This is a genomic window from Saccharopolyspora rosea, assembly GCF_025643595.1.
Lineage (GTDB): Bacteria > Actinomycetota > Actinomycetes > Mycobacteriales > Pseudonocardiaceae > Saccharopolyspora > Saccharopolyspora rosea.
In genome coordinates this window covers 5633023-5658341 of the sequence record NZ_CP102826.1, presented here as the reverse complement: position 1 = coordinate 5658341, position 25319 = coordinate 5633023, and the positions used below count along the sequence as shown (strand labels likewise).

Annotated in this window: 18 protein-coding genes; 5 read left to right on the top strand and 13 right to left on the bottom strand. The window is 71.6% G+C overall.

Translation table 11 applies throughout. The features are described from left to right. Nucleotides 1-46: 46 nt before the first annotated feature. The 3 genes from NV263_RS26225 to hutI are packed head-to-tail and all read left to right on the top strand — an operon-like array spanning nt 47 to nt 3734. Complete coding sequence (locus tag NV263_RS26225; protein ID WP_263249310.1) at nt 47-1249, top strand: allantoate amidohydrolase; 1203 nt, start codon at nt 47-49, stop codon at nt 1247-1249. Then, complete coding sequence (locus tag NV263_RS26220; protein ID WP_263249309.1) at nt 1246-2556, top strand: formimidoylglutamate deiminase; 1311 nt, start codon at nt 1246-1248, stop codon at nt 2554-2556. Before NV263_RS26225 ends, NV263_RS26220 begins: the two co-directional genes overlap by 4 nt. 20 nt (nt 2557-2576) lie before the next feature. After that, complete coding sequence (hutI, locus tag NV263_RS26215) at nt 2577-3734, top strand: imidazolonepropionase (protein ID WP_263249308.1); 1158 nt, start codon at nt 2577-2579, stop codon at nt 3732-3734. A 60-nt stretch (nt 3735-3794) separates the two neighbouring features. Here hutI and NV263_RS26210 read toward each other — a convergent pair whose 3' ends face one another. The 4 genes from NV263_RS26210 to NV263_RS26195 form a co-directional block, all read right to left on the bottom strand. Continuing rightward, the gene (locus NV263_RS26210; RefSeq protein WP_263249307.1) at nt 3795-5264 is read right to left on the bottom strand and encodes an aldehyde dehydrogenase family protein; all 1470 of its coding nucleotides are present in this window, start codon (nt 5262-5264) and stop codon (nt 3795-3797) included. A 97-nt stretch (nt 5265-5361) separates the two neighbouring features. Then, nucleotides 5362-6558, bottom strand: a complete 1197-nt coding sequence (locus NV263_RS26205) for an amidohydrolase family protein (protein ID WP_263249306.1) — start codon at nt 6556-6558, stop codon at nt 5362-5364. Between the two features lie 36 nt (nt 6559-6594). After that, nucleotides 6595-6879, bottom strand: coding sequence for a hypothetical protein (locus NV263_RS26200; protein WP_263249305.1), 285 nt, complete (start codon nt 6877-6879; stop codon nt 6595-6597). Then, the gene (locus NV263_RS26195) at nt 6866-7249 is read right to left on the bottom strand and encodes a Rieske (2Fe-2S) protein (RefSeq protein WP_263249304.1); all 384 of its coding nucleotides are present in this window, start codon (nt 7247-7249) and stop codon (nt 6866-6868) included. Before NV263_RS26195 ends, NV263_RS26200 begins: the two co-directional genes overlap by 14 nt. Nucleotides 7250-7375: 126 nt before the next feature. Between NV263_RS26195 and NV263_RS26190 the strand changes: the two genes are divergently transcribed. After that, complete coding sequence (locus tag NV263_RS26190; RefSeq protein WP_263249303.1) at nt 7376-9997, top strand: helix-turn-helix transcriptional regulator; 2622 nt, start codon at nt 7376-7378, stop codon at nt 9995-9997. A 124-nt stretch (nt 9998-10121) separates the two neighbouring features. After that, nucleotides 10122-11174 carry an isopenicillin N synthase family dioxygenase gene (locus NV263_RS26185; RefSeq protein ID WP_263249302.1) on the top strand — a complete coding sequence of 351 codons (1053 nt, stop codon included), beginning with the start codon at nt 10122-10124 and terminating at the stop codon, nt 11172-11174. Nucleotides 11175-11265: 91 nt separating this feature from the next. On the opposite strand, the gene NV263_RS26180 is transcribed toward NV263_RS26185, so the two are convergent. The 9 genes from NV263_RS26180 to NV263_RS26140 all read right to left on the bottom strand — a co-directional run bounded on the left by NV263_RS26180 (nt 11266) and on the right by NV263_RS26140 (nt 25258). Then, nucleotides 11266-12180, bottom strand: a complete 915-nt coding sequence (locus tag NV263_RS26180; RefSeq protein ID WP_263249301.1) for a LysR family transcriptional regulator — start codon at nt 12178-12180, stop codon at nt 11266-11268. After that, nucleotides 12177-13364, bottom strand: coding sequence for a glycine C-acetyltransferase (locus tag NV263_RS26175; protein ID WP_263249300.1), 1188 nt, complete (start codon nt 13362-13364; stop codon nt 12177-12179). Before NV263_RS26175 ends, NV263_RS26180 begins: the two co-directional genes overlap by 4 nt. Next, nucleotides 13365-14405, bottom strand: a complete 1041-nt coding sequence (gene tdh, locus NV263_RS26170; protein WP_263249299.1) for an L-threonine 3-dehydrogenase — start codon at nt 14403-14405, stop codon at nt 13365-13367. It abuts the gene before it with no gap. A 175-nt stretch (nt 14406-14580) separates the two neighbouring features. Continuing rightward, nucleotides 14581-14883, bottom strand: coding sequence for a hypothetical protein (locus NV263_RS26165; protein WP_263249298.1), 303 nt, complete (start codon nt 14881-14883; stop codon nt 14581-14583). A 152-nt stretch (nt 14884-15035) separates the two neighbouring features. Further along, nucleotides 15036-15212: a DUF6104 family protein gene (locus tag NV263_RS26160; RefSeq protein ID WP_263249296.1), complete on the bottom strand. Its 177-nt coding sequence runs from the start codon at nt 15210-15212 to the stop codon at nt 15036-15038. Between the two features lie 164 nt (nt 15213-15376). Continuing rightward, nucleotides 15377-19063, bottom strand: a complete 3687-nt coding sequence (locus tag NV263_RS26155; protein WP_263249295.1) for a multifunctional oxoglutarate decarboxylase/oxoglutarate dehydrogenase thiamine pyrophosphate-binding subunit/dihydrolipoyllysine-residue succinyltransferase subunit — start codon at nt 19061-19063, stop codon at nt 15377-15379. A gap of 314 nt (nt 19064-19377) precedes the next feature. Continuing rightward, nucleotides 19378-23121: an ABC transporter ATP-binding protein gene (locus NV263_RS26150; RefSeq protein WP_263249294.1), complete on the bottom strand. Its 3744-nt coding sequence runs from the start codon at nt 23119-23121 to the stop codon at nt 19378-19380. Nucleotides 23122-23426: 305 nt separating this feature from the next. Further along, complete coding sequence (locus tag NV263_RS26145) at nt 23427-24275, bottom strand: ABC transporter permease (protein ID WP_263249293.1); 849 nt, start codon at nt 24273-24275, stop codon at nt 23427-23429. Next, a complete protein-coding gene (locus tag NV263_RS26140; protein ID WP_263249292.1) occupies nt 24275-25258 on the bottom strand; it encodes an ABC transporter ATP-binding protein in 984 nt (327 codons plus the stop codon). The genes NV263_RS26145 and NV263_RS26140 overlap by 1 nt, the downstream gene beginning before the upstream one ends. Nucleotides 25259-25319: the final 61 nt, after the last annotated feature.

The window sequence follows — 25319 nt, the reverse complement described above, 5'->3', positions numbered from 1 at the left end:
CGACACCGCGCGGGGTGTGGGGCAGTCGAGTGCGAGGAGGTTTTCGTTGGCCAGGGTGGGCGAGTTGCTGGGCGCGATCGACGGGGTCGGAGCGGACCGCCGGCGCGGCGGTTTCTCCCGGCACGTCTTCGACGACGCCGAGCGGCAGCTGCGGGAGTGGTTCGTCGAGCAGGCGCAGGCCAGGGGCCTGCAGGTGGAGACGGACCGCAACACCAACATCTGGGCGTGGTGGGGCGAGCCCGGCGACGGCGCGGTGGTGACCGGCAGCCACCTCGACTCGGTGCCCGGCGGCGGCGCGTTCGACGGCCCGCTCGGCGTGGTCAGCGCGCTGAGTGCGGTGGATCTGTTGCGCGCCAAGGGTTTTCGACCGAGCAGGCCGTTCGCGGTGGTGGTGTTCGCCGAGGAGGAGGGCGGACGCTTCGGCGTGCCGTGCCTGGGTTCGCGGCTGCTCACCGGCACCATCGACGCCGACCGGGCGCGCGGGCTGCGCGACCCGGACGGGGTGGAGTTCGGCGAGGCGATGCGCGCGTTCGGCGCCGCCCCGGAGCGGGCCGGGCGGGACGACGCCGCGCTGCGCCGCATCGGCCGGTTCGTGGAGCTGCACGTGGAGCAGGGCAGGGGCCTGATCGACCTCGGCGGCCCGGTGGCGGTCGCGTCGTCGATCCTGGAGCACGGGCGCTGGCGGGTGCGGTTCAGCGGTCAGGGCAACCACGCGGGCGCGACGTTGATCTCCGACCGCAGCGACCCGATGATCCCGGCGTCCCGGCTGGTGCTCGCCGCGCGGGACGTCGCGCAGCGGTGCGACGGGCGGGCGACCGTCGGCCGGCTGGTGCCGAACCCGGGCGGCACCAACGTCATCCCGTCCACAGTGGACGTGTGGTTGGACGTGCGGTCCTCCGGCGCGACCCGGCCCATGGTGCACGACCTGTCCGGCATGGCCGAGGAATTCGCCGCGGCCGAGGGCTGCCGGGCGGAGGTGTCCGAGGAGTCCTACGGCGACACCGTGCACTTCGACGCGGCACTGCGCGACGAGCTGACCGGTCTGCTCGGCGACGTTCCGGTGCTGCCGACAGGAGCGGGGCACGACGCGGGCATCCTCGCCGCCGAAGTGCCCACGGCGATGCTGTTCGTGCGCAACCCCACCGGCATCAGCCACGCTCCGGAGGAGTACGCCGAACCCGACGACTGCGACGCCGGTGCGCACGCCCTGGCCCGAGTCCTCGAACACCTCGCGGGGAGCGACGCATGACGACCTACTGGTGCGAATGGGCCTGGCTGCCCGGCGGTCCGGCCCCGGACGTGCTGCTCGACGTCGACGACGGGCGGATCACCGCGGTCCGCACCGGTTCCCAGCCGGGCGCCGAACGACTGCCCGGACTGACGCTGCCGGGCCTGGCGAACGCGCACTCGCACGCCTTCCACCGGGCGCTGCGCGGCGGAACCGCCGGAACGCGCGGCACCTTCTGGACGTGGCGGGAACGGATGTACCGCGTCGCCGAGGCGCTCGACCCGGACCGCTACTACCAGCTCGCGCTCGGCGTCTACGCCGAGATGGCGCTGGCCGGGATCACCTGCGTCGGCGAGTTCCACTACCTGCACCACGGCCCGGCGGGCGCGCGGTACCGGGACCCGAACGCGATGAGCGCGGCGCTGGCGCAGGCCGCGCGGGACGCCGGGATCCGCCTGACCCTGCTGGACACCTGCTACCTCACCGGGGGGTTCGACCGACCCCTCGACGGGGTGCAGCTGCGGTTCACCGACGGCGACGCCGCCGCCTGGGCCGACCGCGCCGGCCGGTTCGAAGCCGACGGTGACCTCGTCCGGCTCGGGGCCGCGCTGCACTCGGTGCGCGCGGTTCCGGCCGAGCAGATCCCGGAAGTCGCCGAATGGTCCCGCAAGATCGACGCCCCGCTGCACGTCCACCTCTCCGAGCAGCGCGCGGAGAACGAGGCGTGCCTCGCCGCGCACGGGTGCACCCCGACGCAGCTGCTGGACTCCACCGGCGCGCTCGGAGCGGACCTCACCGCCGTGCACGCCACGCACCTGGCCGCGGGTGACGTCGCCCTGCTCGGCGGCAGCGGGACCGGGGTGTGCCTGTGCCCGACCACCGAGGCCGACCTGGCCGACGGCATCGGCCCGGCCGCTTCCCTGGACATCGCGGGCAGCCCGCTCTCGCTGGGCTCCGACGGGCACTCGACCATCGACCCGTTCACCGAGTTGCAGGCCGTCGAGTCCTACCAGCGCCTGGACACCGAGACGCGGGGCACGTTCACCACGCCCGAACTGGTGGACATCGCCACCCGCAACAGCCACCGCGCGCTCGGCGTCCCCGACGCCGGGTGGCTCGGGGAAGGCGCCCGCGCGGACTTCGTGACCGTGCGCCTGGACGGCGTGCGGCTCGCGGGTGTCGCGCCGGGCGAGGCCCCGGCGGTGGCGCGCGCCGACGACGTCCACCACGTGGTCGTCGGCGGTGACCCCGTGGTGCGGGACGGGGTCCACCGCGCGGTGCCCGATGTCGCGCGGCAGCTGCGCGAGGCCATCACGGCGTTGATCTGAACACGACGACGAGGACAGCGATGACGAGCACTGCGATCACCGGCATCGGTGAGCTGACGACCAACGACGACGAGCTGGGCACCCTCGCCGACGCGGCGCTGGTCGTCGAGGACGACCGGATCGCCTGGGTCGGGCCGAGCGGGAGCGCACCGGAGGCCGATCACCACGTCGACGTGGCCGGGCGCGCGGTGCTGCCCGGCTGGGTCGACAGCCACACGCACCTGGTGTTCGCCGGGGACCGCACCGCCGAGTTCGCCGCCCGCATGGCCGGGCAGCCGTACGAGGCGGGCGGCATCGCGGTCACCGTGGAGGCCACCCGGTCGGCCAGCGACGACGAACTCGCGGCGAACCTGCGCCGGCACATCGACGAAGCCGCCGCCCAGGGCACCACGTGCCTGGAGACCAAGACCGGCTACGGGCTGACGGTCGCCGAGGAACTCCGCGCGGCCCGGCTCGCCCACGCCGCCGACGAGGTCACCTTCCTGGGCGCCCACCTGGTCCCGCCCGGCACCACCGCGGAGTCCTATGTGGACCTCGTGTGCGGGGAGATGCTGGACGCGGTGGCGCCGCACGTCGGCTGGTGCGACGTGTTCTGCGAGCAGGGGGCGTTCGACGCCGACCAGTCCCGGCGGATCCTGGAAGCGGCGAAAGCGCGCGGCCTGGGGCTGCGGGTGCACGGCAACCAGCTCGGTCCCGGACCGGGCGTGCGGCTCGCGGTCGAGGTGGGCGCCGCCAGCGTCGACCACTGCACCTACCTGACCGAGTCCGATGTGGACGCCCTGGCCGGTTCGGGCACGGTCGCGACGCTGCTGCCCGCGTGCGACCTGTCCACCCGCCAGCCGCTGCCCGACGCCCGGGCCCTGCTCGACGCGGGCGCCACCGTCGCGCTCGCGTCGAACTGCAACCCGGGCTCGTCCTACACCTCGTCGATGGCGTTCTGCGTGACCACCGCCGTGCTGCAGATGCGGATGACGGTGGCCGAGGCGGTGCGCGCGGCCACCTGGGGCGGCGCCCGCGCGCTGCGGCGCGAGACCGGCGACGGGGCGGTCGGCGTGCTGCGGCCCGGCGCGCGAGCCGACGTGCACGTCCTGGACGCCCCGAGCACCACCTGGCTCGCCTACCGGCCGGGAGTCCCGCTCACCCACGCCGTGTGGCGCCGAGGCACCCGCATCCGCTGATGGGCTCCCGGGGGTGGGGGAACGGGTGCCCCTCCACCCCCGGCTGTTCCGGACAGGCGGTCAGAACGGGTACTGGGCCCGGTTTCCGCGTTCGCGGAAGGTGATCCAGCGGGTCTCGGTGAAGGCGTCCACGCCGTGGGCGCCGCCGAACCGGCCGTAGCCGGAGTCCTTCACACCGCCGAACGGCGCCTGCGGCTCGTCGCCGACCGACTGGTCGTTGATGTGGAAGATGCCGGTCTGCACGCGCTGGGCCACCGACCAGCCGCGACCGGTGTCCTCGGTGATCACCCCGGCGGTCAGCCCGTACGGGGTGTCGTTCATGATCTCGATCGCCTCGTCCTCGCTGTCGTAGCCGAGCACCGTGGTGACCGGACCGAAGATCTCCTCCGAGTAGATCCGCTGGTCCGGGGTGACGCCGGACAGCACCGTCGGCCGGTACACCGCCCCCTCCGGCGCGGTGCCGCCGCAGTGCGCCACAGCCCCCTGGGCGAGCGCGTCGTCGACCAGTGCGGCGATCCGCTGCGCGGACCGCTCGCCGATCACGGGGCCGATCACGGTGTCCGGCTTGCCCGGGTCGCCGACCGGCAGCTCGGCGACCTTCGCGGCGAACCGCTCGGTGAACTCCCGCTGCAACGCGCGCGGCACCAGCACCCGGTCCGCCGACATGCAGATCTGCCCGGCGTTCATGAACGCGCCGAAGGTCACCGCGTTGACCGCGTAGTCCAGGTCGGCGTCGTCGAGCACCAGGATCGAGTTCTTCCCGCCCAGTTCCAGCACGGCGGGCTTGAGGTGCTTGGCGGCCTCCACACCGATCGTGCGGCCGACCCCGGTGGAGCCGGTGAAGTTGACCCGGCGCACCCGCCGGTCGGCGATCAGCGCGCCGCCCACCTCGGCGGCGTCCTCGCGGGCGTTGGTGACCACGTTGAGCACGCCGTCCGGCAGCCCGGCCTCGCGCAGCACGTCGGCCAGGAACAGCCCGGACGCCACCGGGGCGTCCTCGCTCGGCTTGACCACGGCGGTGTTGCCGACCGCGAGCGCCACCGCGAACGACCGCGCGCCCAGGATCAGCGGCGCGTTCCAGGGTGCGAACGCGGCCACCACACCCGCGGGCTGCCGCAGCGCGAAACCCCATTCCCCCGGGCTGGAACCGGACAGCACCTCGCCGCGCGGCGCGGTGATGACCCCGGCGGCGTCGCGCAGCACGTTCGCCGCGAGCGCGGCGTTGAACATCGCCCACGGCCGGGTGCCGCCGACCTCGGCGGCCATCAGCGCCACCGCCTCCTCGGTGCGTTCCTCGACGAGGTCGGCGGCGCGCAGGAAGATCGAGCGGCGGGTCCCCACGTCGGTCCTCGACCACTCGGGGAACGCGGCGGCGGCCGCGTCCACCGCCGCGGTCGCGTCCGCCGGGGACGCCGCCGCGACCGTCGCGAACACCTCGCCGGTGTACGGGTTGATGTCCTGCTCGGTCCGGCCGGTCTCCCCGGGCCGGGCCTGACCACCGATCAGCAGTTGCCGTTCAACAGGTGGCATCGCATCTCACTTTCAGCCGGGGCCGGTGCTCGACGCCCACTCCTACCTCCGGGCGGGCGGTGAGCCCGGCCACGCGGTTTCCACTGGCCGGATGGGTTCAGAGGTTGAACACCTTGCGGGCGGTTTCGCCGAGGATGTTCCGCTTGCCCTGTTCGGACAGGAACGGGATGCTCATGATCCGGCCCGGCACGTCGAAGTCCCAGTGCGGCCAGTCCGACGAGTACATCAGGGTGTGCTCGGCGTCCATCGCCTTGAACGTGGACTCCAGCAGCCCCATGTCGGTGATCTCGATCGGCTGCGAGGTGTAGTACATCTCGCGCATGTAGTCGCTGGGCAGCTTGGTCAGCAGCGGGGCGTCCGACTGGCGCATCAGGTACTCGTGGTCCAGGCGCTGCATCATGAACGGGATCCACGCCAGACCGCTCTCGATCCAGATCGTCCGCAGGTTCGGGAAGCGCTCCGGGATGCCGTTGATCACCCAGTTCGTCAGGTGCGTCATGTTGCACGTCACGAACGAGATCGCGTGCGCGGACAGGAACTTGTTCATCGTGGAGGTCATCGAGTCCGCCTGGTTCGGACCGGCGTGGAAGCCGATCGGCATCCCGCGCTCCTCCAGCGCCGCGTACACCTTCATGTACTCGTTGCGGTGCACGCCGGTGAACCGCTGGCTGGTCACCAGGAACCCGATCACACCCGGGTGGTCGGAGTACTCGCGGATGGTGCGCAGCGACGCGTCCGGGTTCTCGAAGGGCAGGCCGAGCATCGTCTTGATCCGCTCGTCGCGCGGCAGGATCGTCTCGGTGAACCACCGGTTGTAGGCCATCATCAGCTCGGTGGCCACGTTCGGGTTGGGGTGCAGGCCGATCTCCAGCATCGGCTGCGGGAACACCACCTGGACGTCGATGCCCATCGAGTCCATCGCGCGGCGCACCAGCGTCACATCCCGGTGCAGGTCGCTGTCCGGCACCGGCTCGGCGAGCGTGGCCTGGTGCAGGACGCGACCGCTGACGTCCTGCATGGTCAGTCCCGGCGGGTGGTTGCTCAGCGCGACGTTCTTGGCGTTCGGCCAGTTCTTGATCATCTGGAGGCCGCTGTCGCGCAGCACCGGGTCCTCGATGCGCTCGATGATCTGCGGCCACGAGTCGAGTTCGACGTGGTGCGAGTCGACGTCGACGATGAAGTAGTCGTCCAGGCCGTAGCGTTCGATGTCCCGGCGGGCGTTGGCCAGGATCTCCCGGGAGTCGGTGTGGATGGTGATCTCCTGGGTTTCCCGCCGCTGAGCGGAGTCAACCACGGTGTCGATCCTTTCTTCGAGGTGGGAGAGCCGGAATCAGCCGGCGACCCGGCTGCGGGAGAACCACAGCGCCAGGTCGAAGGGGTTGAGGTCCTGGGCCTTCAGCAGCGCGGTCGCCAGCACGACGGCGTCGGTGGTGGCGATGTCGTCGTCCAGCGGCTCGACCTCCTCGTCGGCGCCCTCGTTGGCGGCGGCGTACAGCCGCACTACCGAGCTGACCAGCCGCCGCAGGTCCTCGGCGCCGACCTCGGCGGCCCGCCCCTCGCCGACCAGCCGGTCCACCTCGTCGCTGAGCTGCCGGGACAGTTCAGGCAGTGACATAGACGTTGCCCTCCTCCTCGTCGACCGGGAAGTCGCGCAGCCGGATGTGCCGGTGACCGGGGTGCGCGCCGGTGGCGACGCTGTACTCGAACCCGTGCCACGGGCAGACGATGTGCAGGTCGTCGGAATCGAACCGCTGGCCGCGGCTGCACTTGTCCTCGTCGAGCACTTCCGCCACGCGCGGCACCAGACGCCCCTGGCACACCGGTCCGCCCTGGTGCGGGCAGACGTTCTCGTAGGCGTAGAGCCGACCCTTGAACCGGAACACGCCGATCGTGGTGCCAGCGACGTCGACCACGTGGCGGCCGCCCTCGGGGACGTCCTCGCTGCGGCCGACCAGGTGCCGCGTCGTGGGATGGGTCGCGGTCATGTGACCTCCGTTGTGAGCTTTTCGCAGGTCGGGCCCCGTTCGGGGCTCGTCCGCGACGATGCGCCCGCAGCGGCCTCGGTCGCATCCGTCAACTGACTGGTCGCGTTAACATCAGCCGTGAGGGAGATGTCGACGGAGATTCGCCGCAGCGGGCACGCGCGCCTGGCCGACCAGGTCCGCACCGGGACCGGAGTCGCCTGCGCGCTGGTCGGCTCCCGCGCGATGGGCAAGACCACCGCGCTCCAGCACCTCGCCGACGCCGCAGGTGACATGCAGGTGCTGCGGCTGTCGGGCAGCCCGGACGAAACCTCCCAGCCGTTCGCGCTGCTGCGGCAACTGCCCGGCGTCCCCGACAGCGACGACCCGGACGAGGTCCGCCGCGGCTTCTGGCAGTTCCTCGACACGCGACAACCGGCGTTGCTGCTGGTCGACGACGCGCACTGGGCCGACCAGGAGTCGGCCCGCGTGCTCGCCCACGTCGCCCGGCGGGTGCGCGGGCGACGGCTGGGCGTGGTCCTCGCGGCGGCCGCCGAACGACCACTGCACGACGAACTCGCTCGGCTGCCGCGCATCGAGCTGCCGCCCGTCGACGCCCGGTCCGCCCGCGACCTGCTGTCCGATGTGGACGCGCCGGATCACGTGCTGGCCGAGATGTCCCGCCGCTGCGACGGGAACCCGCTGGCCATCCAGGAGTTCGCCGACACGCTCACCCCCGACCAGCTCGCCGGCCGGGACCCGCTGCCGCGCCAGGTGCTGCTGGGCCGTCGCTCGCTGGAGGTGTTCAGCCGCCCGTGGGCGCGGCTGCCCGACCGAACCCGCACCTGGCTGCTCGTGCTCGCCCTCGGACCGGACTCCTTCGCGGTGTGCCTGCGCGCCGCTCGGTCGGTCGGACTGCGCCTCGACGACCTCGCCCCCGCCGAACAGGCCGGCGTGGTGCACGCCGCCGACGTGCCGAGGTGGTCGTCGCCGCTGGTGCGCGCCGCCGTCCGGCAGTCCGCCACCCGGGCCGCCACGGCACGCGTCTGCGCCGCACTCGCCGAGGCCGCCGACGAGACCGACTGGCCCGTCGAACACGCCCGCTACCTCGCCGGAGCGCTCACCGACCCGGACCGGGCCGCCGCCGCGCTCGCCGCGGCAACGGTGCCGATGGCCCACGCCGGGCAACTGCTGGAGGCACGCGAAGCAGCCGTCCAGGCCGCCGTCCTGACCGCCGACCGCGCCGAACGCGAGCGCTACCGGATCATGGCCGCCGAACTGGCCTGGCTCGCCGGGTACAGCGACCACGCCCTGGACCTGTTGGAACAAGCCGCGCCGCAGCGCAGCCCGGACGCCCGCACCAGCGCCTCGATCATCCGAGCGGTGATCCACGGCTTCCGCGAGTCGTGGACCAGCGGATGGCGACTTCTGCCGACCGATACCGACCTGGAACCGGGCAGCGCCGAGCACGCGCTCCGGCTGCTGGTCACCGTCCTCACCGCCGGGTGGGAGAACGCCACCACCGGATCGTTGCAGGACACCGTGGCCCGGCTGCGCGGGACCGTGGAGCCCAGGCTGGAACCGGTGCCCGGCGTGGTCGGCGCGCTGCAACGGATCGCCGCGGGCCGCAGCGATCCGAATCCGGACCAGCGCGAGGCGCTCCGGTCCCTGGCGTGGTGGGCGAAGCCCTCGGACGCGCTGCACCCCAAGGCCTGGCCGCCGCCGCTGCTGCCGGTGTTCATCGGCGAGGAGGACCGCTACGCGCAGCTGTTCGCGACGCTGCTGCGCGGCGAGGCCGTGCAGGCCGCACCGAGCACGCGAGCGTTGCTGCTGCTCAAACTGGCCACCGCGCAACTCGCGTTGGGGCACTGGGACCACGCGGTCGCCAACGCCGAGCAAGGAGCGCGGCTCGCCGACGAGCTCGGGCACCACGCCCTGCACTCCGAACTGCTGCTCACCTCGGCGTGGATCGCCGCCGCCCGAGGAAACGAGCAGGCGTGCTCGGGGTGCGTCGACGCCGCAGCCCGGCATGCGGGCAGACGCTCAGCCGGTCGGCAGCCGCCCACCATGCAGTGGGTGCGCGGCCTGGCCGCGTTGTCCAGCGGGCGCCCGGCCGAGGCGTTCGACCGGTTGCGCGCCCTGCACCAGAACGACGACAGCCTGCACCACACCGTGCTCCGCCGACTGTCCACAGTGGACTTGGTGGAGGCGGCGGTGCAGGCGAATCGGCGTGCGGAAGCGGAAGTGCTGGTCGCCGATTTCGCCCGCTGGGTCGATGCCGGGGCTGCCCGCTGGGCGCACCTCGACCTCGCTCGCTGCCGCGCGCTGCTCGACGGCGACGACGCCGAGCAGCGGCACCGGCAAGCGCTCGACCTCAGCGCGGAGACGGGCCGGCTGATGTCCAGCGCACGAGCCGAGCTCCAGTTCGGCGCGTGGCTGCGACGGCGCAAACGCCACCAGGAAGCCCGCGAACACCTCCGCATGGCCGAGGAACACTTCCAGCGCCTCGGTGCCGAGACGTGGCGCATGCGCGCGCACGCTGAGCTGCGCGCCACCGGCGAAACCCACAACCCGCGCCCGCAGGACGACCTCACCCCGCAGGAACACCAGATCGCGCTGCTGGCCGCCGAGGGACTGAGCAACCGCCAGATCGCGGAACGGCTGTCGCTGAGCCCCCGCACGGTCGGCTACCACCTGTACAAGATCTTCCCCAAACTCGACATCACCTCCCGCACCCAACTCGCCGCCCTCCTGGGACATCCGGCCCGCTGACACAACCCGTTTGCAGTGTGGTCACCGGCGCGCCAGGACTGGAAAACTCTTCAACGTTTTGTTCAAGTGCGTCGCCGACCGAACCCGGCACGGTCCCGACCAGATCCAGGGGAGGGGCACGACCATGGCGAACGACCACAGCGGAGGAACCCTCGAAGTCCCGGTGATCGACATCGCCGGCTGGACCCGTGGTGGGCGGGTGGACCGGGCGGCGGTGGCCGCCGCCATCGACGAGGCGGCCCGCACCGTCGGCTTCATGCAGGTCATCGGGCACGGAATCCCCGAGGCGGCGGCCACCGGGCTGGCGGATGCGATCGACGCGTTCTTCGCGCTGCCGATGGCCGACAAGCTCGCGCTGCGCGCACCGTCGCCGGAGATCAACCGCGGCTACAGCCCGCCGCGCGCCGAGAAGGTCAGCCTCAGCCTCGGCGTCGGCACCCCCGAAGATCTCTTCGAGGCGTTCAACGTCGGAGCCGAAGCCGCCGACTACCCGGACGAACGGCTGCCCGCGGCGCACTACCCGGACAACATCTGGCCCGACCTGCCGGACTTCCGCGCGGCCGTCGACACCTGGCGCGGGTACGCGGGCGCGCTCACCCGCCAGCTGACCGACGTCTTCGCCCACGCGCTCGGCCTGCCGGAAGGGCACTTCCGGCGCTTCACAGGGCACTCCGTCGACCTGCTGCGGATGAACCACTACATGCTCCCGGACGCCGAGACCACTGTGGACCGTGACCAGATGGGCATGGGGGCGCACACGGATTTCGGCATCGTGACCGCGCTGTGGGCGGATCCCGTTCCGGGGCTGCAGATCCTCGACGGCGACGGCCGGTGGCGCGACGTCCTGCCGATGCGCGGCGCGCTGCTGGTCAACCTCGGTGACGCGCTCGCCCGGTGGACCAATGACCAGTGGATGTCGACGATGCACCGGGTGCTGCCGCCGACCGACGAGCAGGGCAGGCTGGTCCGCCGCCGGTCCGCGGCGTACTTCCACGACGGCGACTACGACGCCGTGATCAGCCCGCTGCCCGGCTGCGTGCCGGAAGGTGCCGCGCCGCTGTACGCGCCGACCACGATCGGCGAACACATCGCCGCCAAACTCGCCGGTTCCCGCGGACTGACGCCGAATCCGTCCGCCGAGCGGGAAGCCGCCCGCCTGACCAGGGGTGAGCAGTGATTCTCGGTTCATGACGCCGACTATCCCCGCGTCGAACACCTCTTCGCATCACTCGTTCCGGTCGAACAGGTGCTCGAAAGGGGGAGTGGGATCAGTTCCCGGGAATCCCGCACTCCGCGCTCTCCGCCAGGAGCGCGTCCAGGACCACCCGGACCAGCGGGTGCTCCTGGCGTCCACATTGGACGGCAGCGAAGACGCGCCGGGTCGGCGGCGGCCCCGCCACCGGGCGGACCAGCGCCCCGTGGTCGTCGCCGACGGCGGTGCGCGGCACCAGCGCGACCCCGGTCCCGGCCGCGACCAGGGCGACCACCGCGTGGAAGTCGTCCGAGGTGTGCGTGATCCGCGGCACGAAACCCGCGTTCTCGCAGAACACCTGGGCCACCGCCCGACACGGGTTGCCCGGCAGCGGCGCGATCCACTCCTCGTCGCGCAGGTCCGCCACCGCGACCGCCGCCCGTTCCGCGAATGGGTGCGCGGGCGGCAGCACCACGTCGAACGGCTCCGAGTACAGCGGGAACCGCGACAGCCTGCTCTCGTCGGTCGGCAGCGTCGAGCTGTACTCCATGGAGATCGCGATGTCGGTCTCGCCCGCCAACAACATCATCAGGCTGTTGTGCGCCTCGGCGTCGCGCACCACCACCCGCACCCGTGGCGCGCGCCGCCGCAACGCCACGATCGACGGCGCGACCACCTGCGTGATCGCCGATGCGAACGACGCCACCTCGACCTTGCCGACCGCGCCGGTGGCGCACGCCGCCAGGCTCGCCTCGGCTCGCTCCAGCTCGGCGAGCACCGCCTTGGCGTGCTCCACCAGCAACTCCCCGGCGGCGGTCAACCGCACCCGGCGGCCCTGGCGGGCCAGCAACGACTGGCCCACCTCGCTCTCCAACGCGGTGAGCTGCTGCGACACCGCGGACGGTGTGAGGTACAGCGCCTCCGCCGTGGCGCGCACCGTGCCGTGGTCGGCGAGCGCGCGCAGGACCTGCAGGCGCCGGGGGTCAATCACCTGGCGATGGTACCCATCCGCTCACGTGCGGAAACGAACGCGGCGACGGCCCGCTCGACGTCCTCGGCGTCGTGCGCCGCGGACATCTGCGTGCGGATGCGCGCCTTGCCCTTCGGCACCACCGGGTAGGAGAACCCGATCACGTACACGCCCTCGTCCAGCAGCAGATCGGCCATCCGCGCCGCCTCGGCCGCGTCGCCGATCATCACCGGGATGATCGGGTGGTCACCGGGCAGCAGGTCGAAGCCCTCCTCGGTCATCCGGCGCCGGAACAGCTCGCTGTTGTCCCGCAGCCGCTGCCGCAGCTCGGGCCGCTCCCGCACCAGGTCCAGCGCGGCCAGCGAGGCGGCCACGATCGACGGCGCCAGCGAATTGGAGAACAGGTACGGCCGGGACCGCTGCCGCAGCAGTTCGACGATCTCGGCGCGCGCCGCCACGTAACCGCCACTGGCCCCGCCGAGCGCCTTGCCCAGCGTGCCGGTGAGCACGTCGACGCGGTCGGTCACCCCGAACAGCTCCGGGGTACCCGCCCCGGTCGCACCGGCGAAGCCGACGGCGTGCGAGTCGTCGACCATCACCAGCGCGTCGTACCGGTCGGCCAGGGCGCAGATCTCGTCCAACGGCGCCAGGTAGCCGTCCATCGAGAACACGCCGTCGGTGACGATCAGCCTGCGCCGGGCGGCGGAGTGCTCCTTGAGCTGCCGCTCCAGGTCGGCCATGTCGCGGTTGCGGTAGCGGGCCCGCCGGGCCTTGCACAGCCGGATGCCGTCGATGATGCTCGCGTGGTTGAGCTCGTCGGAGATCACCGCGTCCCGGTCGTCGAGCAGCGTCTCGAACAAACCGCCGTTGGCGTCGAAGCACGAGCTGTACAGGATCGTGTCGTCAGTGCCGAGGAAATCCGACAGCTCGGCTTCGAGCCGCTTGTGCGGGGCCTGCGTGCCGCAGATGAACCGCACCGACGCCATCCCGAACCCCCACTGGTCCAACGCCTCCCGGGCCGCGGCCACCAGCGCCGGGTGGTCCGCCAGGCCCAGGTAGTTGTTGGCGCAGAAGTTCAGCACCTCGGAGTCGGCGACGCCGACGCGGCCGCGCTGGGGCGAAACGAGCACTCGCTCGTGCTTGTACAGCCCGGCCGAGGAGATCTCGTCCAGCTCGGCCCGCAGGTCACCGGCGATCGTGTACATCTACAGCGTCCCTTCCGCCGTCCAGTCCAGGACGACCTTGCCGCAGCGACCCGACCGAGCCGTCTCGAACGCCTCGGCGTGCCGCGTGTACGGGAACCGGTGCGTGATGACGGGGGAGAGGTCCAGCCCCGACTCCAGCAGCACCGACATCGAATACCAGGTCTCGAACATCTCCCGGCCGTAGACGCCCTTGACGGTGAGCATCTTCAGCACGACCGCGCTCCAGTCGACCGCGAAGTCCGCGGTGGGCAGCCCCAGCATCGCGATCCGCCCGCCGTGCGCCATGTTCGCGACGATGTCGCGCATCGCCGACGGTTGACCGGAGATCTCCATCGCGACGTCGAAGCCCTCGGTCATGCCGAGCCGCTGCTGGGCGTCGCCGATCTCCTCGTTGGCGACGTCGACCGCCAGGTCCACGCCCACCCGCCGGGCCAGCTCCAACCGGTGCTCGCTGACATCGGTGATCACCATGTGCCGGGCCCCGGCGTGCCGGGCGACGCTCGCGGCCATGAGCCCGATCGGGCCCGCACCGGTGATCAGCACGTCCTCGCCGACGACCGGGAAGGTCAGCGCCGTGTGCACCGCGTTGCCGAACGGGTCGAAGATCGCGGCGACGTCCGGGTCGACCGCACCCCGGTGCACCCACACGTTCTGCTCCGGCAGCACCGCGTACTCGGCGAACGCGCCGTTGTGGTGCACGCCGAGCCCCCTGGTGCGCGCGCACAGGTGGCGGCGCCCGGCCAGGCAGTTGCGGCACTCGCCGCACACCAGGTGGCCCTCGCCGCTGACGAAGTCGCCGACGCGGGCGCGGGTGACGGCGGAGCCGGTGGCCACCACCTCGCCGGCGAACTCGTGCCCCACCACCAGCGGTGTCGGCACCGTCTTCGCGGCCCAGTCGTCCCACGACGCGATGTGCAGGTCGGTCCCGCAGATCCCGGTCCGCTGCACCCGCACCACCACGTCGGTGGGGCCCGGCGCCGGGTCGGGGAGCTCGGTCAGCTCCAGGCCCGGCGCGGGCGAGGTCTTCACCAGAGCGCGCACGTTCCCTCCGTTCCACGCGGCCGCCGTCACGGCCGCCACGGAGTCTCGCCCCCTGCTCGCGCCCGGGTCCATCTCGGTTTTCTGCACTCGCTGGTTAGCGCCGCTGCACAAGGGAACGCCCCGCCCGGAGGGGGTTTCGGGCGGGGCGCGTCCTGGGGGGAGGGAAGGTTCGTCGTTACTGGCCGATGCCGCCGAAGGCGTCCGCCGGAAGGGTGTGCACCGGGGACTCGTCCTGGCCGGGCATCTGCATGGACGGCTGCTGCATGGACGGCTCCTGGTCCCACATGCCCGGCCAGCCCTGCCAAGGGGAACCCTGGGAATCGTCGTCCGAGGACTGCTGCTGGTCCACCATGCCCTGCGGGCCGTCGGACGTGGCCTGCGGGATCTGCTGGTCCGGGTCTTCGGCGGCGAACGCGGATCCGGCGGCCCCGGTCAGGGCGAGGCCGGCGAGCACGGTTCCGACGAGCAGACGACGCATGGGTTCTTCCTCCGTTGTGACGGGATCATTGCCGTCACAGAGGCGATCACAGCCGTTCAGCACCCGCGCGTTGCATCACCTCGTGGGGGCTGATGTTGACGAAGACGGGGGACATCGGGGCTGCGCGGCGGCGGCCGGGCCGCCGCCGCGCGTCACTCGTCGTCGGCGTCGTCGCGGGCCAGGAACGTGGCCAGCCGCTCGGTGGCGTCCTCGAACTCCGGGTTGAGATCGACGAACGCGCGCATCCGGTCGGCCACCCACGCCAGCGTGACCTGGTCGTCGCCACGCCGGTCTTCCAGCTCCTCGATGCCGCGATCGGTGAAGTACACCGCGTCCCTCCTGCCAGAACATCAACGTCGAACGTGCAACACGCCAGAGTACGAAACGCCGTCGACCCGGCGAGCACCGTCCCGCCGGAGAACGCGCCGCCGTGGCGCGAAAAAACGGGCCGCCGGTCCCCGCGGGGACCGGCGGCCCGGGAAAGGCCCGGAGATCAGGCGAAGGCGTTGCTGACGACCTCGGCCTGCTCGACCTCGTGAACCTTGGCCAGACCGGTGGCCGGAGCGGCCATCGGCCGCCGCGACACCCGCTGGAGCCTGCCCTGCAGCTGCGGGAACAGCTCCGGCAGCGCCAGCCCCAGGAACGGCCAGGCGCCCTGGTTGGCCGGCTCCTCCTGCACCCACCGGACGTCGGTGGCGTTGGGGTAGCGCTCCAGGAGCGCGCCCAGCTTGCGGTGCGGCAGCGGGTACAGCTGCTCCAGGCGGGCGATCGCGGTGTCGGTCAGACCCTCCTTGTCCCGCTTGGCGGCCAGCTCGTAGTAGAGCTTGCCGGAGCACAGCAGCAGCTTGCGCACCGACGCCGGGTCCGGCTGCGCCGGGTCGTCGATCACCGAGGTGAACTTGCCCTGGGTGAAGTCCTCGACCGGGCTGGTGGCCGCCTTCAGCCGCAGCATCGACTTCGGCGTGAACACCACCAGCGGGCGGTGGATGCCGTCCAGGGCGTGCCGCCGCAGCAGGTGGAAGTAGTTCGCCGGGGTGGACGGCATCGACACGGTCATCGAGCCCTCGGCGCACAGCTGCAGCCACCGCTCGATGCGCGCCGAGCTGTGGTCCGGGCCCTGGCCCTCGTGGCCGTGCGGCAGCAGCATGACCACGTCGGAACGCTGGCCCCACTTGGCCTCACCGGACGAGATGAACTCGTCGATCACCGACTGGGCGCCGTTGAAGAAGTCGCCGAACTGCGCCTCCCACAGCACCAGGGCGTCGGGGTTGCCGACCGAGTAGCCGTACTCGAAGCCCAGCGCCGCGTACTCGGACAGCGCCGAGTCGTACACCAGGAACTTCGCCTGGTCCTCGGACAGGTTCTGCAGCGGCGTGTGCTCGTTGTTGTTCTTGCGGTCGATGAGCACCGAGTGCCGCTGGCCGAACGTGCCGCGCCGGCTGTCCTGGCCGGTGAGCCGCACCGTGCGGCCCTCCATGACCAGCGAACCGAACGCGAGCAGCTCGCCGAAGGCCCAGTCGATGCCGCCCTCGCGGCCCATCTTGGCGCGGCGCTCCAGCACCGGCTTGACGCGCGGGTGCGGGGTGAAGCCCTCCGGCAGCGCGATCTGCGACTCGGCGATGCGCTCGACGACCTCGCGGGGCACCGCCGTGGACAGGCCCCGGGGCAGCTGCTGCTCGGACTCCACCGACGGGCTCGGCTCCGGCGGGTGCTTCTCCAGCTCGCGGACCTCGTTGAACACGTGCTCCAACTGGCTGGCGTAGTCCTTGAGCGCCTTCTCGGCCTCGTCGACGGTGATGTCACCGCGGCCGATCAGCGACTCGGTGTAGACCTTGCGGACGCTGCGCATCTTGTCGATGGCGTCGTACATCTTCGGCTGCGTCATCGACGGGTCGTCGCCCTCGTTGTGACCGCGGCGGCGGTAGCAGACCATGTCGATCACGACGTCCTTGCCGAACGCCTGCCGGTACTCGACGGCCAGCTTGGCGACCCAGACGCACGCCTCCGGGTCGTCGCCGTTGACGTGGAACACCGGCGCGCCGATCATCTTCGCCACGTCGGTGCAGTACTTGCTGGACCGGGAGTGCTCCGGGACGGTCGTGTAGCCGACCTGGTTGTTGACGATCACGTGGACCGTGCCGCCGGTGCGGTAGCCGCGCAGCAGCGACAGGTTCAGCGTCTCGGCGACCACGCCCTGACCGGCGAACGCGGCATCGCCGTGCAGCAGCACCGGCAGGACGGTGAAGCCTTCCTGGCCCTTGTCCAGCAGGTCCTGCTTGGCGCGGACGAGGCCCTCCAGGACCGGGTCCACGGCCTCCAGGTGCGACGGGTTGGAGGTCAGCGAGACCTTCGTCTCGCCGTCGCCGAACATCCGGAAGTACTTGCCCTCGGCGCCCAGGTGGTACTTGACGTCACCGGAGCCGTGCGCCTGGCCCGGGTCGAGGTTGCCCTCGAACTCCCGGAAGATCTGCGAGATCGGCTTGCCGACGATGTTGGCCAGCACGTTGAGCCGGCCGCGGTGCGGCATGCCGATGACGACCTCGTCGAGCTCGCTGGCGGCGGCGGTGTCCAGCACCGCGTCCAGCAGCGGCACCACGGTCTCGGCGCCCTCCAGCGAGAACCGCTTCTGCCCGACGTACTTGGTCTGCAGGAACGTCTCGAACGCCTCGGCCGCGTTGAGCTTGGACAGGATGTACTTCTGCTCGGACGGCTCGGGCTTGGTGTGCGGCTTCTCGACGCGCTGCTGCAGCCACTCGCGCTCGTCCGGCTCCAGGATGTGCATGTACTCGACGCCGACCGTGCGGCAGTACGAGTCGCGGAGCACGCCGAGCACGTCCCGCAGCTTCATGTGCACCTTGCCGGCGAAGCCGCCGACGGCGAACTCCCGGTCCAGGTCCCACAGCGTCAGGCTGTGCGACAGCACGTCGAGGTCCTCGTGCCGCCGCTGCCGGTAGTTCAGCGGGTCGATGTCGGCCATCAGGTGGCCGCGGGTGCGGTAGGCGTCGATCAGCTCCAGCACCCGGGCGGTCTTGTCGACCGCGCCCTCCGGGATGTCCTGCGTCCAGCGGACCGGCTCGTACGGGATGCGCAGCGACGCGAAGATGTCGTCGAAGAACCCGTCCTCGCCCAGCAGCAGCTGGTGCATCTTGCGCAGGAAGTCACCGGACTCGGCGCCCTGGATGACCCGGTGGTCGTAGGTGGACGTCAGCGTCACGATCTTGCTGATGCCCATGTCGACCAGCGTCTTCTCGCTGGCGCCCTGGAACTCGGCCGGGTAGTCCATGGCCCCGACGCCGACGATCGCGCTCTGCCCCTTGGTCAGCCGCGGCACCGAGTGGTTGGTGCCCGACGGGCCGGGGTTGGTCAGGGAGATGGTGGTGCCGGAGAAGTCGTCGGCGGTCAGCGCGTTGTTGCGGGCCTTGCGGATGATGTCCTCGTAGGCCTGCCAGAACTGGTAGAACGTCATGTCCTCGCAGCCCTTGATCGAAGCGACCACGAGGTTGCGCGACCCGTCCTTGCCCGGCAGGTCGATGGCCAGCCCGAGGTTGACGTGCTCGGGCGTGACGACGGCGGGCTTGCCCTTGGCGTCCTCGCCGTAGTGGCGGTTCATGTTCGGGAAGTCCCGCAGGGCCCGCACCAGCGCGTAGCCGATGAGGTGGGTGAAGGAGACCTTCCCGCCCTTGTTCCGCTTCAGGTGGTTGTTGATGACGATGCGGTTGTCGAACAGCAGCTTGGCCGGCACCGCCCGCACGCTCGTCGCGGTCGGCACGGTCAGCGACTGGTCCATGTTCTTGGCGATCGCCGCGGCCGCACCGCGCAGCGTCTTGACGTCCTCGCCGGCGGCGGGCTCCTTCACCGGCGCGGCCTTCGCGGCCTGCTGCGGCGACGGCTTCGGCTGGGCGGGCTTGGATTCGGGCTTGGCGGCGGGGGCAGCGGTCGCGGACGGGACCTGGCCGTTGGTCTCGGCGGCTCGGGGGGTCGCGGTGGCCGTGGTCGTCGGGGCCGTTGCCGCGGCGGCGGCAGCGGTGTTCTGGGTGGCTGCCTGGCCCGGCTTGTAGTCGGCGAAGAAATCGTGCCACGCCGAGTCTACGGAAGAGGGATCTTGGAGGAACTGTTCGTACATCTCCTCGATCAACCACTCATTGGGGCCGAACTGTGACGCAGGGCTGCTGCTGGACACGGCTGGCGTTCGCCTCGATCCATCTGCTCGTGATTTACAGACACACTCACGTACCAGGCTAGCGGTCCAATTCGCGAGGTTGACACACAGTACGGCCGTCAGGGCGGCGTGCTCGGACACAAAATCGATCAGGAAACCCGCTGTGACGGGGCATCCACCCGGCCCGGGTCACGCGAACGACCGTTGACCGCACGTAGCATGCCTCACTCGACGTGGCTGCTTGGTACTACTCCATACGGGTTGTCGCCCATGCCTAGTATGCCGTTTCATCGTCACGCTGTGTACCGGGGCTTGTGATCAACATCGGTTCCGGCTCAGGCGATGTGAGACTCGTCGGCCACCGCGCTCGTGTCGGCCGCCCGCCACAGCCGCGCATAGCGGCCACCGGCGGCCACCAGCTCGTCGTGCGTGCCCTGCTCCGCGATCCGCCCGCCGTCGACCACCACGATGCGGTCCGCGCGGGCCGCGGTCGCCAGCCGGTGCGCGACCACGAACGTCGTCCGCCGCGCCGCGAGGCGGTCCCCGGCCGCCACCACCATCGCCTCCGTCGCCGGGTCCAGCGCCGCCGTCGCCTCGTCCAGCAGCAGGACGTCCGGATCGACGAGCTCGGCGCGCGCCAACGCGACCAGCTGCCGCTGACCGGCCGACAGGCCGCGTCCCCGCTCCCCGACCTGCTGGCGGAAGCCCCGCGCCAACATCGCGATCCCGGGCAGCGCACCCACCGCGCGCGCCGCCCCCTCGATCTCCGCGGGAGTCGCGTCGGGCCGGGCGTAGGCGATGTTCGCCGCGACGTCGCCAGTGAACAGGTGCCCCTCCTGCGGCACCACCGCCAACCTGCGGTGGAAGTCGGCCAACCGCAGCCCGCGCACGTCCAGGCCGTCCAGCAGCACCGCGCCCTCGGTGACGTCGTAGAACCGGGCGATCAGCTTGATCAGCGTCGACTTGCCCGCCCCGGTCGCGCCGACCAGCGCCACCGTCTCCCCGGCGCGCACCCGCAGCGACACGTCCCGCAGCGCGTACCGCTCGGTGCCCGGGTACCGGAACGACACCGACCGCAGCTGAACCTCGCCCCGGAACCGGTCCGGAACCGGCAGCGGCGAGTCCGGTTCCGGCACCGACGTCGGCGTGCGCAGCAGGTCACCGATCCGCCGCAGCCCCACCTTGGCCTGCTGGTAGCCGTCGAACACCCCGGACAGCTGCTGCACCGGGGAGAAGAACAGGTTCAGGTAGAGCAGGAAGGCCACCAGCACACCCGGCGTCAGGTCACCGGTGGCGACCCGGGAGGCCCCGACGCCGAGCACCGCGGCCTGCGCGATCTCCGACAGCAGCGCCACGAACGGGAAGTAGGTGGCGATGTAGCGCTGCGCGCGCAGCCGGGACCGCCGGTAGGCGTCGCTGCGCTGCGCGAAGACCTTCGCGGCGTGCCGCTCCCGGCGGTGCGCCTGCGACACGCGCAACCCGGACACGTTCTCCTGCATGTCGGCGTTGACCGTGCTGACCCGCTCCCGCGCCTCCGCGTACGCGGTCGACGACACCCGGCGGAAGATCACCGTCGCCACCACCAGCACCGGCAGCACCGCCATCGCCACCAGCGCCAGCGACAGGTCGGTGACCAGCAACGCGGCCGCGATGCCCACCAACGTCAACACGCTGACCACGAACGTCGCCAGGCCGGTCTGCAGGAACGACGACAGCGCGTCGACGTCCGTGGTCATGCGCGTCATGATGCGCCCGGCCAGTTCCCGCTCGTAGTAGTCGAGCCCGAGCCGCTGCAGGTGCGCGAAGCTGCGCAGGCGCAACGTGTAGAGCAGGGTCTCGCCGGTCCGGGCGGTGACGACCGTCTGCAGCTTGACCACCAGCCAGCCACCGAGGACGATCACCGCGCCCAGCGCCGTCACGGCCCACAGCGTGTCCGGGCTCCCGGCGCCGACACCGCCGTCCACGCCCTTGCGCACCAGCGACGGCAGCAACACCGAGGTCAACGCGTCACCCGCGACGAGCAGCACGGTGACCAGCAATCCCCACCGGATGGTGCGCAGCAGCCGCGCCAGGCGGAAGTCGGGGTCGGGGGCGGTGGCGTCCACGCCGCTCAGCCGCGGCCGGTCGGTGGCGGCGGGGAGCCGCTCGATGCTGTCGAGCAGTTCCCGGGTCGGCGGCATCGACATCGCGGCGGCCATGCCCCGGCCGCTGGGCGCCGTCGGCGTGCGCGTGGGCAGCGGTTCGTCCTCCGCCGGCGGCCACAGGCCGGGAGTGGTGCCCGTGCCGTGCGCTTCCGGCTCCTGGGCGCGGGTGTCGATCGTCTCGCCCGGCCCGGCCAGCAACGACCGGAACAGCTCGCAGCGCTCCTCCAGCTCGTCGCGGGTGCCGACGTCGACCACGCGCCCCTCGTCGAGGACCGCGATGCGGTCGGCCAGCGCCAGCGTCGACCGCCGGTGCGCGATCAGCAACGTCGTGCGCTGGGCCGTCACCGACCGCAGCGTCTCGTGGATGGCGGCTTCGGTCGTCGGGTCCACCGCCGACGTCGCGTCGTCCAGCACGAGCACCCGGGGGTTCGACAGCAACGCCCGCGCCAGCGCGACCCGCTGGCGCTGACCGCCGGACAGCGTCAACCCGCGCTCGCCGACGAGCGTGTCGTAGCCGTCGGAGAGTTCCGTGATGAACTCGTGAGCCTCGGCGGCCTTCGCCGCCGCCACCACGTCCGCGTCCGAAGCGTCCGGTCGGCCGTAGGCGATGTTGCCGCGGATGGTGTCGGAGAACAGGAACGCCTCCTCGAACACCACCCCCACCGCGGTCCGCAGCGCATCGAGCCGCAGGTCGCGGATGTCGTGCAACCCGTCACCGGACGGGCCGATCGCCACCCGGCCGGCGTGCACGTCGTAGAACCGGGGCAGCAGCAGCGACACCGTCGACTTGCCCGAACCCGCCGGACCGACCAGCGCGACGGTCTCACCCGGGCGGACCCGCAGCGACGCTCCCCGCAGCACCGGCTGGTCGCGGGTGTAGCCGAACTCCACGTCGTCCAACCGGACCTCCAGCGGAGCGTCCGGCAGCGTCCGCGCGTCCGGTTTCTCCCGCACCTCCGGCTGGGAGTCGATCAGCTCGTGGATGCGCTCCACCCCGGCGCGCGTCAGCTGCGCCTGGATCAGCACGCTCGACAGCATCCGCGCAGGTCCGGACAACATCGCCACGTAGCCCGCGAAGGCGACGAACGTGCCCAGGCTCACCTGCCCCTGCAGCACCATCCAGCCGCCGAGACCGAGCACCGCCACCTGGCCCGCCGACGGCAGCGACGCCAGGCTCGCCGCGGGCGTCGACGTCATCCGCGCCGCCCGCAGCCTCTCGGCGAACAACCGCCGCGCCCGCTCTTCGAGCCGCGCGACCTCACGGGTCTCCTGCCCGAAGCCCTTCACCACGCGGACCCCGGTGACGGTCTCCTCGACGTGCTGCGCGATGTCGGCGGCGCGCTGCTGCGCCGACCAGGTCGCCGGGAACAGCCGCTTGCGGCTGCGCGCCGACACCACCGCGATCAGCGGCGTCACCACGAGCGCGATCACCGTCAGCAACGGCGACAACCACAGCATCGCCGCGATCGCGAACACCGCCAGCACCAGCGTCCCCGCCGCGAGCGGGAACATCGCCAGCAGCGCGTTCACCAGCTGCAGATCGCTGATCGACCGCGACACGACCTGCCCGGTGCGCAACGCGTCCTGCTTGCCGCCGTCCAACCGCTGCACCGAGGCGAACACCGCCCGCCGCAGGTCGTGCTGCACGTCCAGCGCCAGCCGCCCGGCGCTGTACCGGCGCACGAACGCGGCGCCGAACCGGAACACGCCCAGCACGAGGAGCGCGCCGACGATCCACCACAGCCCGTCGGTGCGGTGCGCGACCGCGCCGTCGACCGCGGACCGGGTCAACAGCGGAACGAGGGCCTCCAACCCCACCGCGGCACCCGACGCCCCCAGCGCCATCACCAGCGCGACCGGATGCCGCCGACAGGCGACGAACAACCGACGGATCCACCCGCCGGACGCGGGGCGAGGTTTGCCGGAGTCGCTCACCTCGCCAGGTTATGCCGCTGCCCCGACGGCAACACAGCGTCACACAGCGCGCTGTGACCCCGCCAACCCCACGAACCCGGATGGCAGGAAGGTTCCCTTCATCCCCGGCGGGACGGGAGCAAGGGAACTTTCCTGTCAACGACGGCGTGAAGGGAACCTTCCTGTCACCTCAGGCGGCCGTCATCCCACCGCACTCGGGGCAGCGCCTTGCGTGAGCAAGGGAACCTTCCTGCCACGTCGGACACGAAAAAGGGAACCTTCCGCGCCCAGGTGGCAGGAAGGTTCCCTTCATCGGTCGCCGGCCGTCACGTGATGTCGCGCCGGCGGCTGAGCAGCCAACCACCGACGACGAAGACCGCCGTGTAGCCGGCGAAGGTCAGCAGGCTCGACCACCACGGGTGGCCGTAGGTGCCGCCGAAGAAGAAGTGCAGCAGTTCGAACACGCCCTGCGGCGTGTACGGCTCGTCGGGTCCGGCCACGGCCGAGACGAAGATCGGCACGGCGAGATTGCTGACGATGCCGTTGCCGGCGGCACCGGGCAGGTAGGCGGTGACGTCGGCGGCGTGGGAACCGGTCAGGAACATCGACGCGATGAACTCGAAGGCGAACTTGTAGACGAGCAGGACCACGATCGCCACCACGGAGTTGGTGACCAGCGCGCCGAAGCCGACGCCCAGCAGCGTCCACAGCACCATGGCCAGCAGCCCGGAGCCGCCCACGGCGAACCAGTCGGACGGGTTGCCGAAGCCGTCCAGCCCGGCGCCGAGCAGCGCGCCCAGGCTCGCGAACAGCACGTTCACCAGCCCGTACAGCACGCCCATGCCCGTGTAGGCGATCAGCTTCGCGCCGAGCACGGCGCCCCGCGGGTTCCCGGTCAGGTAGCTGGTGGTGATGCTCCTGTTCCGGTGCTCACCGGCGACGGCCAGCGTGCCGAACAGCGCCGCGAAGATCGTGCTGAAGTTCGTCGACAGCGCCTGGGTGAGCAGGCCCAGCGGAAGCGGCCTGCCCAGCGTCTGTTCCAGGTCGTTGATGGTTCCGACCGCGGTGCCGAGCCATCCGGCGCCGAAGCTGAGCACGACCACCGGGATGAGCAGCGCCCACCACAGGTGCACCGTGAAGATCTTCCGGAACTCGGCCCTGATCAGCCCGGCCATCAGGCGATACCTCCGTTTCCGCTGCCGTGCCCGGACGCGTCCGGTGGTCGCGCCGCGGTGGCGGGATGCTGCTCGGGTGCGGCGTACTGGCCGCTGGTGAGCTGGAAGAACAGCTGCTCCAGGTCGACCTGCTCGTCCTCCATCCCGTACAGGGCGACCCCGGCGCCCAACGCGAGGTCGGCGACGGTCCGGGAGTCGGCACCGGTCACCGCCAGCCTCCCGTCCGGGAGGTAGTCGATGCCCAGCTCCGCGTCCTGCAGCGCCGGGACGAGCTTGTTCGGGTCGGACGCCTGCACGAGCACCCGCGACCGCTGGGCCGCCCGCAGCTCGTCGAGGTGCCCGTCGTAGACGCACTGCCCGTGGCTGATGATCACGACGTGTTCGACGGTGTGCTCCATCTCCCGGAGCAGGTGGCTGGACACGAGCACGGTCCGACCGCTCGCCGCGAACGCCTTGAGGAAGTTGCGCAGCCAGGCGATGCCCTCCGGGTCCAGACCGTTGGCCGGCTCGTCCAGCACCAGCACCTGGGGGTCTCCGAGCAGTGCGGTCGCCAGCGCCAACCGTTGCCGCATGCCCAGCGAGAACGTCCCCGCCTTCCGCTGCGCCGCGCTGGTCAGTCCGACCAGTTCCAGCACCCGGTCGGCCTGTTCGTCCGGCAGGTTCATCGCCGCGGCGTAGCAGCGCAGGTGGTTGCGGGCGGTCCGCCCGGGGTGGAAGCTCTGCGCCTCCAGCACCGCGCCGACGACCCTGGCCGGGTTCGCCAACTGGTGGAACGGCTGCCCGTTGATCGTCGCCGTGCCCGCGCTGGGCGTGACCAGTCCGAGGATCATGCGCAGCGTCGTGGTCTTACCGGAGCCGTTCGGTCCGAGGAACCCGGTCACCGCTCCCGGCCGCACGGCGAAGCTCAGGTTCTGGACCGCGTTGATCGGCCCGAAGCTCTTGCTGAGTCCCTGCACCATGATCCGGCCGCTGCCGTCGTGCACACGCTCCTCCATCGTCACCGTTCGCTAGTGCGCCGCCCATCCTGCCGGACGGGCCCCGGTG

Coding starts and splice junctions, on each gene's coding strand:
- NV263_RS26195 (WP_263249304.1), bottom strand. CDS start 7,249: ATGACCGCGACCCATCCCACGACGCGGCACCTGGTCGGCCGCAGCGAG.
- NV263_RS26210 (WP_263249307.1), bottom strand. CDS start 5,264: ATGCCACCTGTTGAACGGCAACTGCTGATCGGTGGTCAGGCCCGGCCC.
- NV263_RS26165 (WP_263249298.1), bottom strand. CDS start 14,883: ATGCGTCGTCTGCTCGTCGGAACCGTGCTCGCCGGCCTCGCCCTGACC.
- NV263_RS26145 (WP_263249293.1), bottom strand. CDS start 24,275: ATGGCCGGGCTGATCAGGGCCGAGTTCCGGAAGATCTTCACGGTGCAC.
- NV263_RS26175 (WP_263249300.1), bottom strand. CDS start 13,364: ATGTACACGATCGCCGGTGACCTGCGGGCCGAGCTGGACGAGATCTCC.
- NV263_RS26185 (WP_263249302.1), top strand. CDS start 10,122: ATGGCGAACGACCACAGCGGAGGAACCCTCGAAGTCCCGGTGATCGAC.
- NV263_RS26200 (WP_263249305.1), bottom strand. CDS start 6,879: ATGTCACTGCCTGAACTGTCCCGGCAGCTCAGCGACGAGGTGGACCGG.
- hutI (WP_263249308.1), top strand. CDS start 2,577: ATGACGAGCACTGCGATCACCGGCATCGGTGAGCTGACGACCAACGAC.
- NV263_RS26190 (WP_263249303.1), top strand. CDS start 7,376: ATGTCGACGGAGATTCGCCGCAGCGGGCACGCGCGCCTGGCCGACCAG.
- NV263_RS26220 (WP_263249309.1), top strand. CDS start 1,246: ATGACGACCTACTGGTGCGAATGGGCCTGGCTGCCCGGCGGTCCGGCC.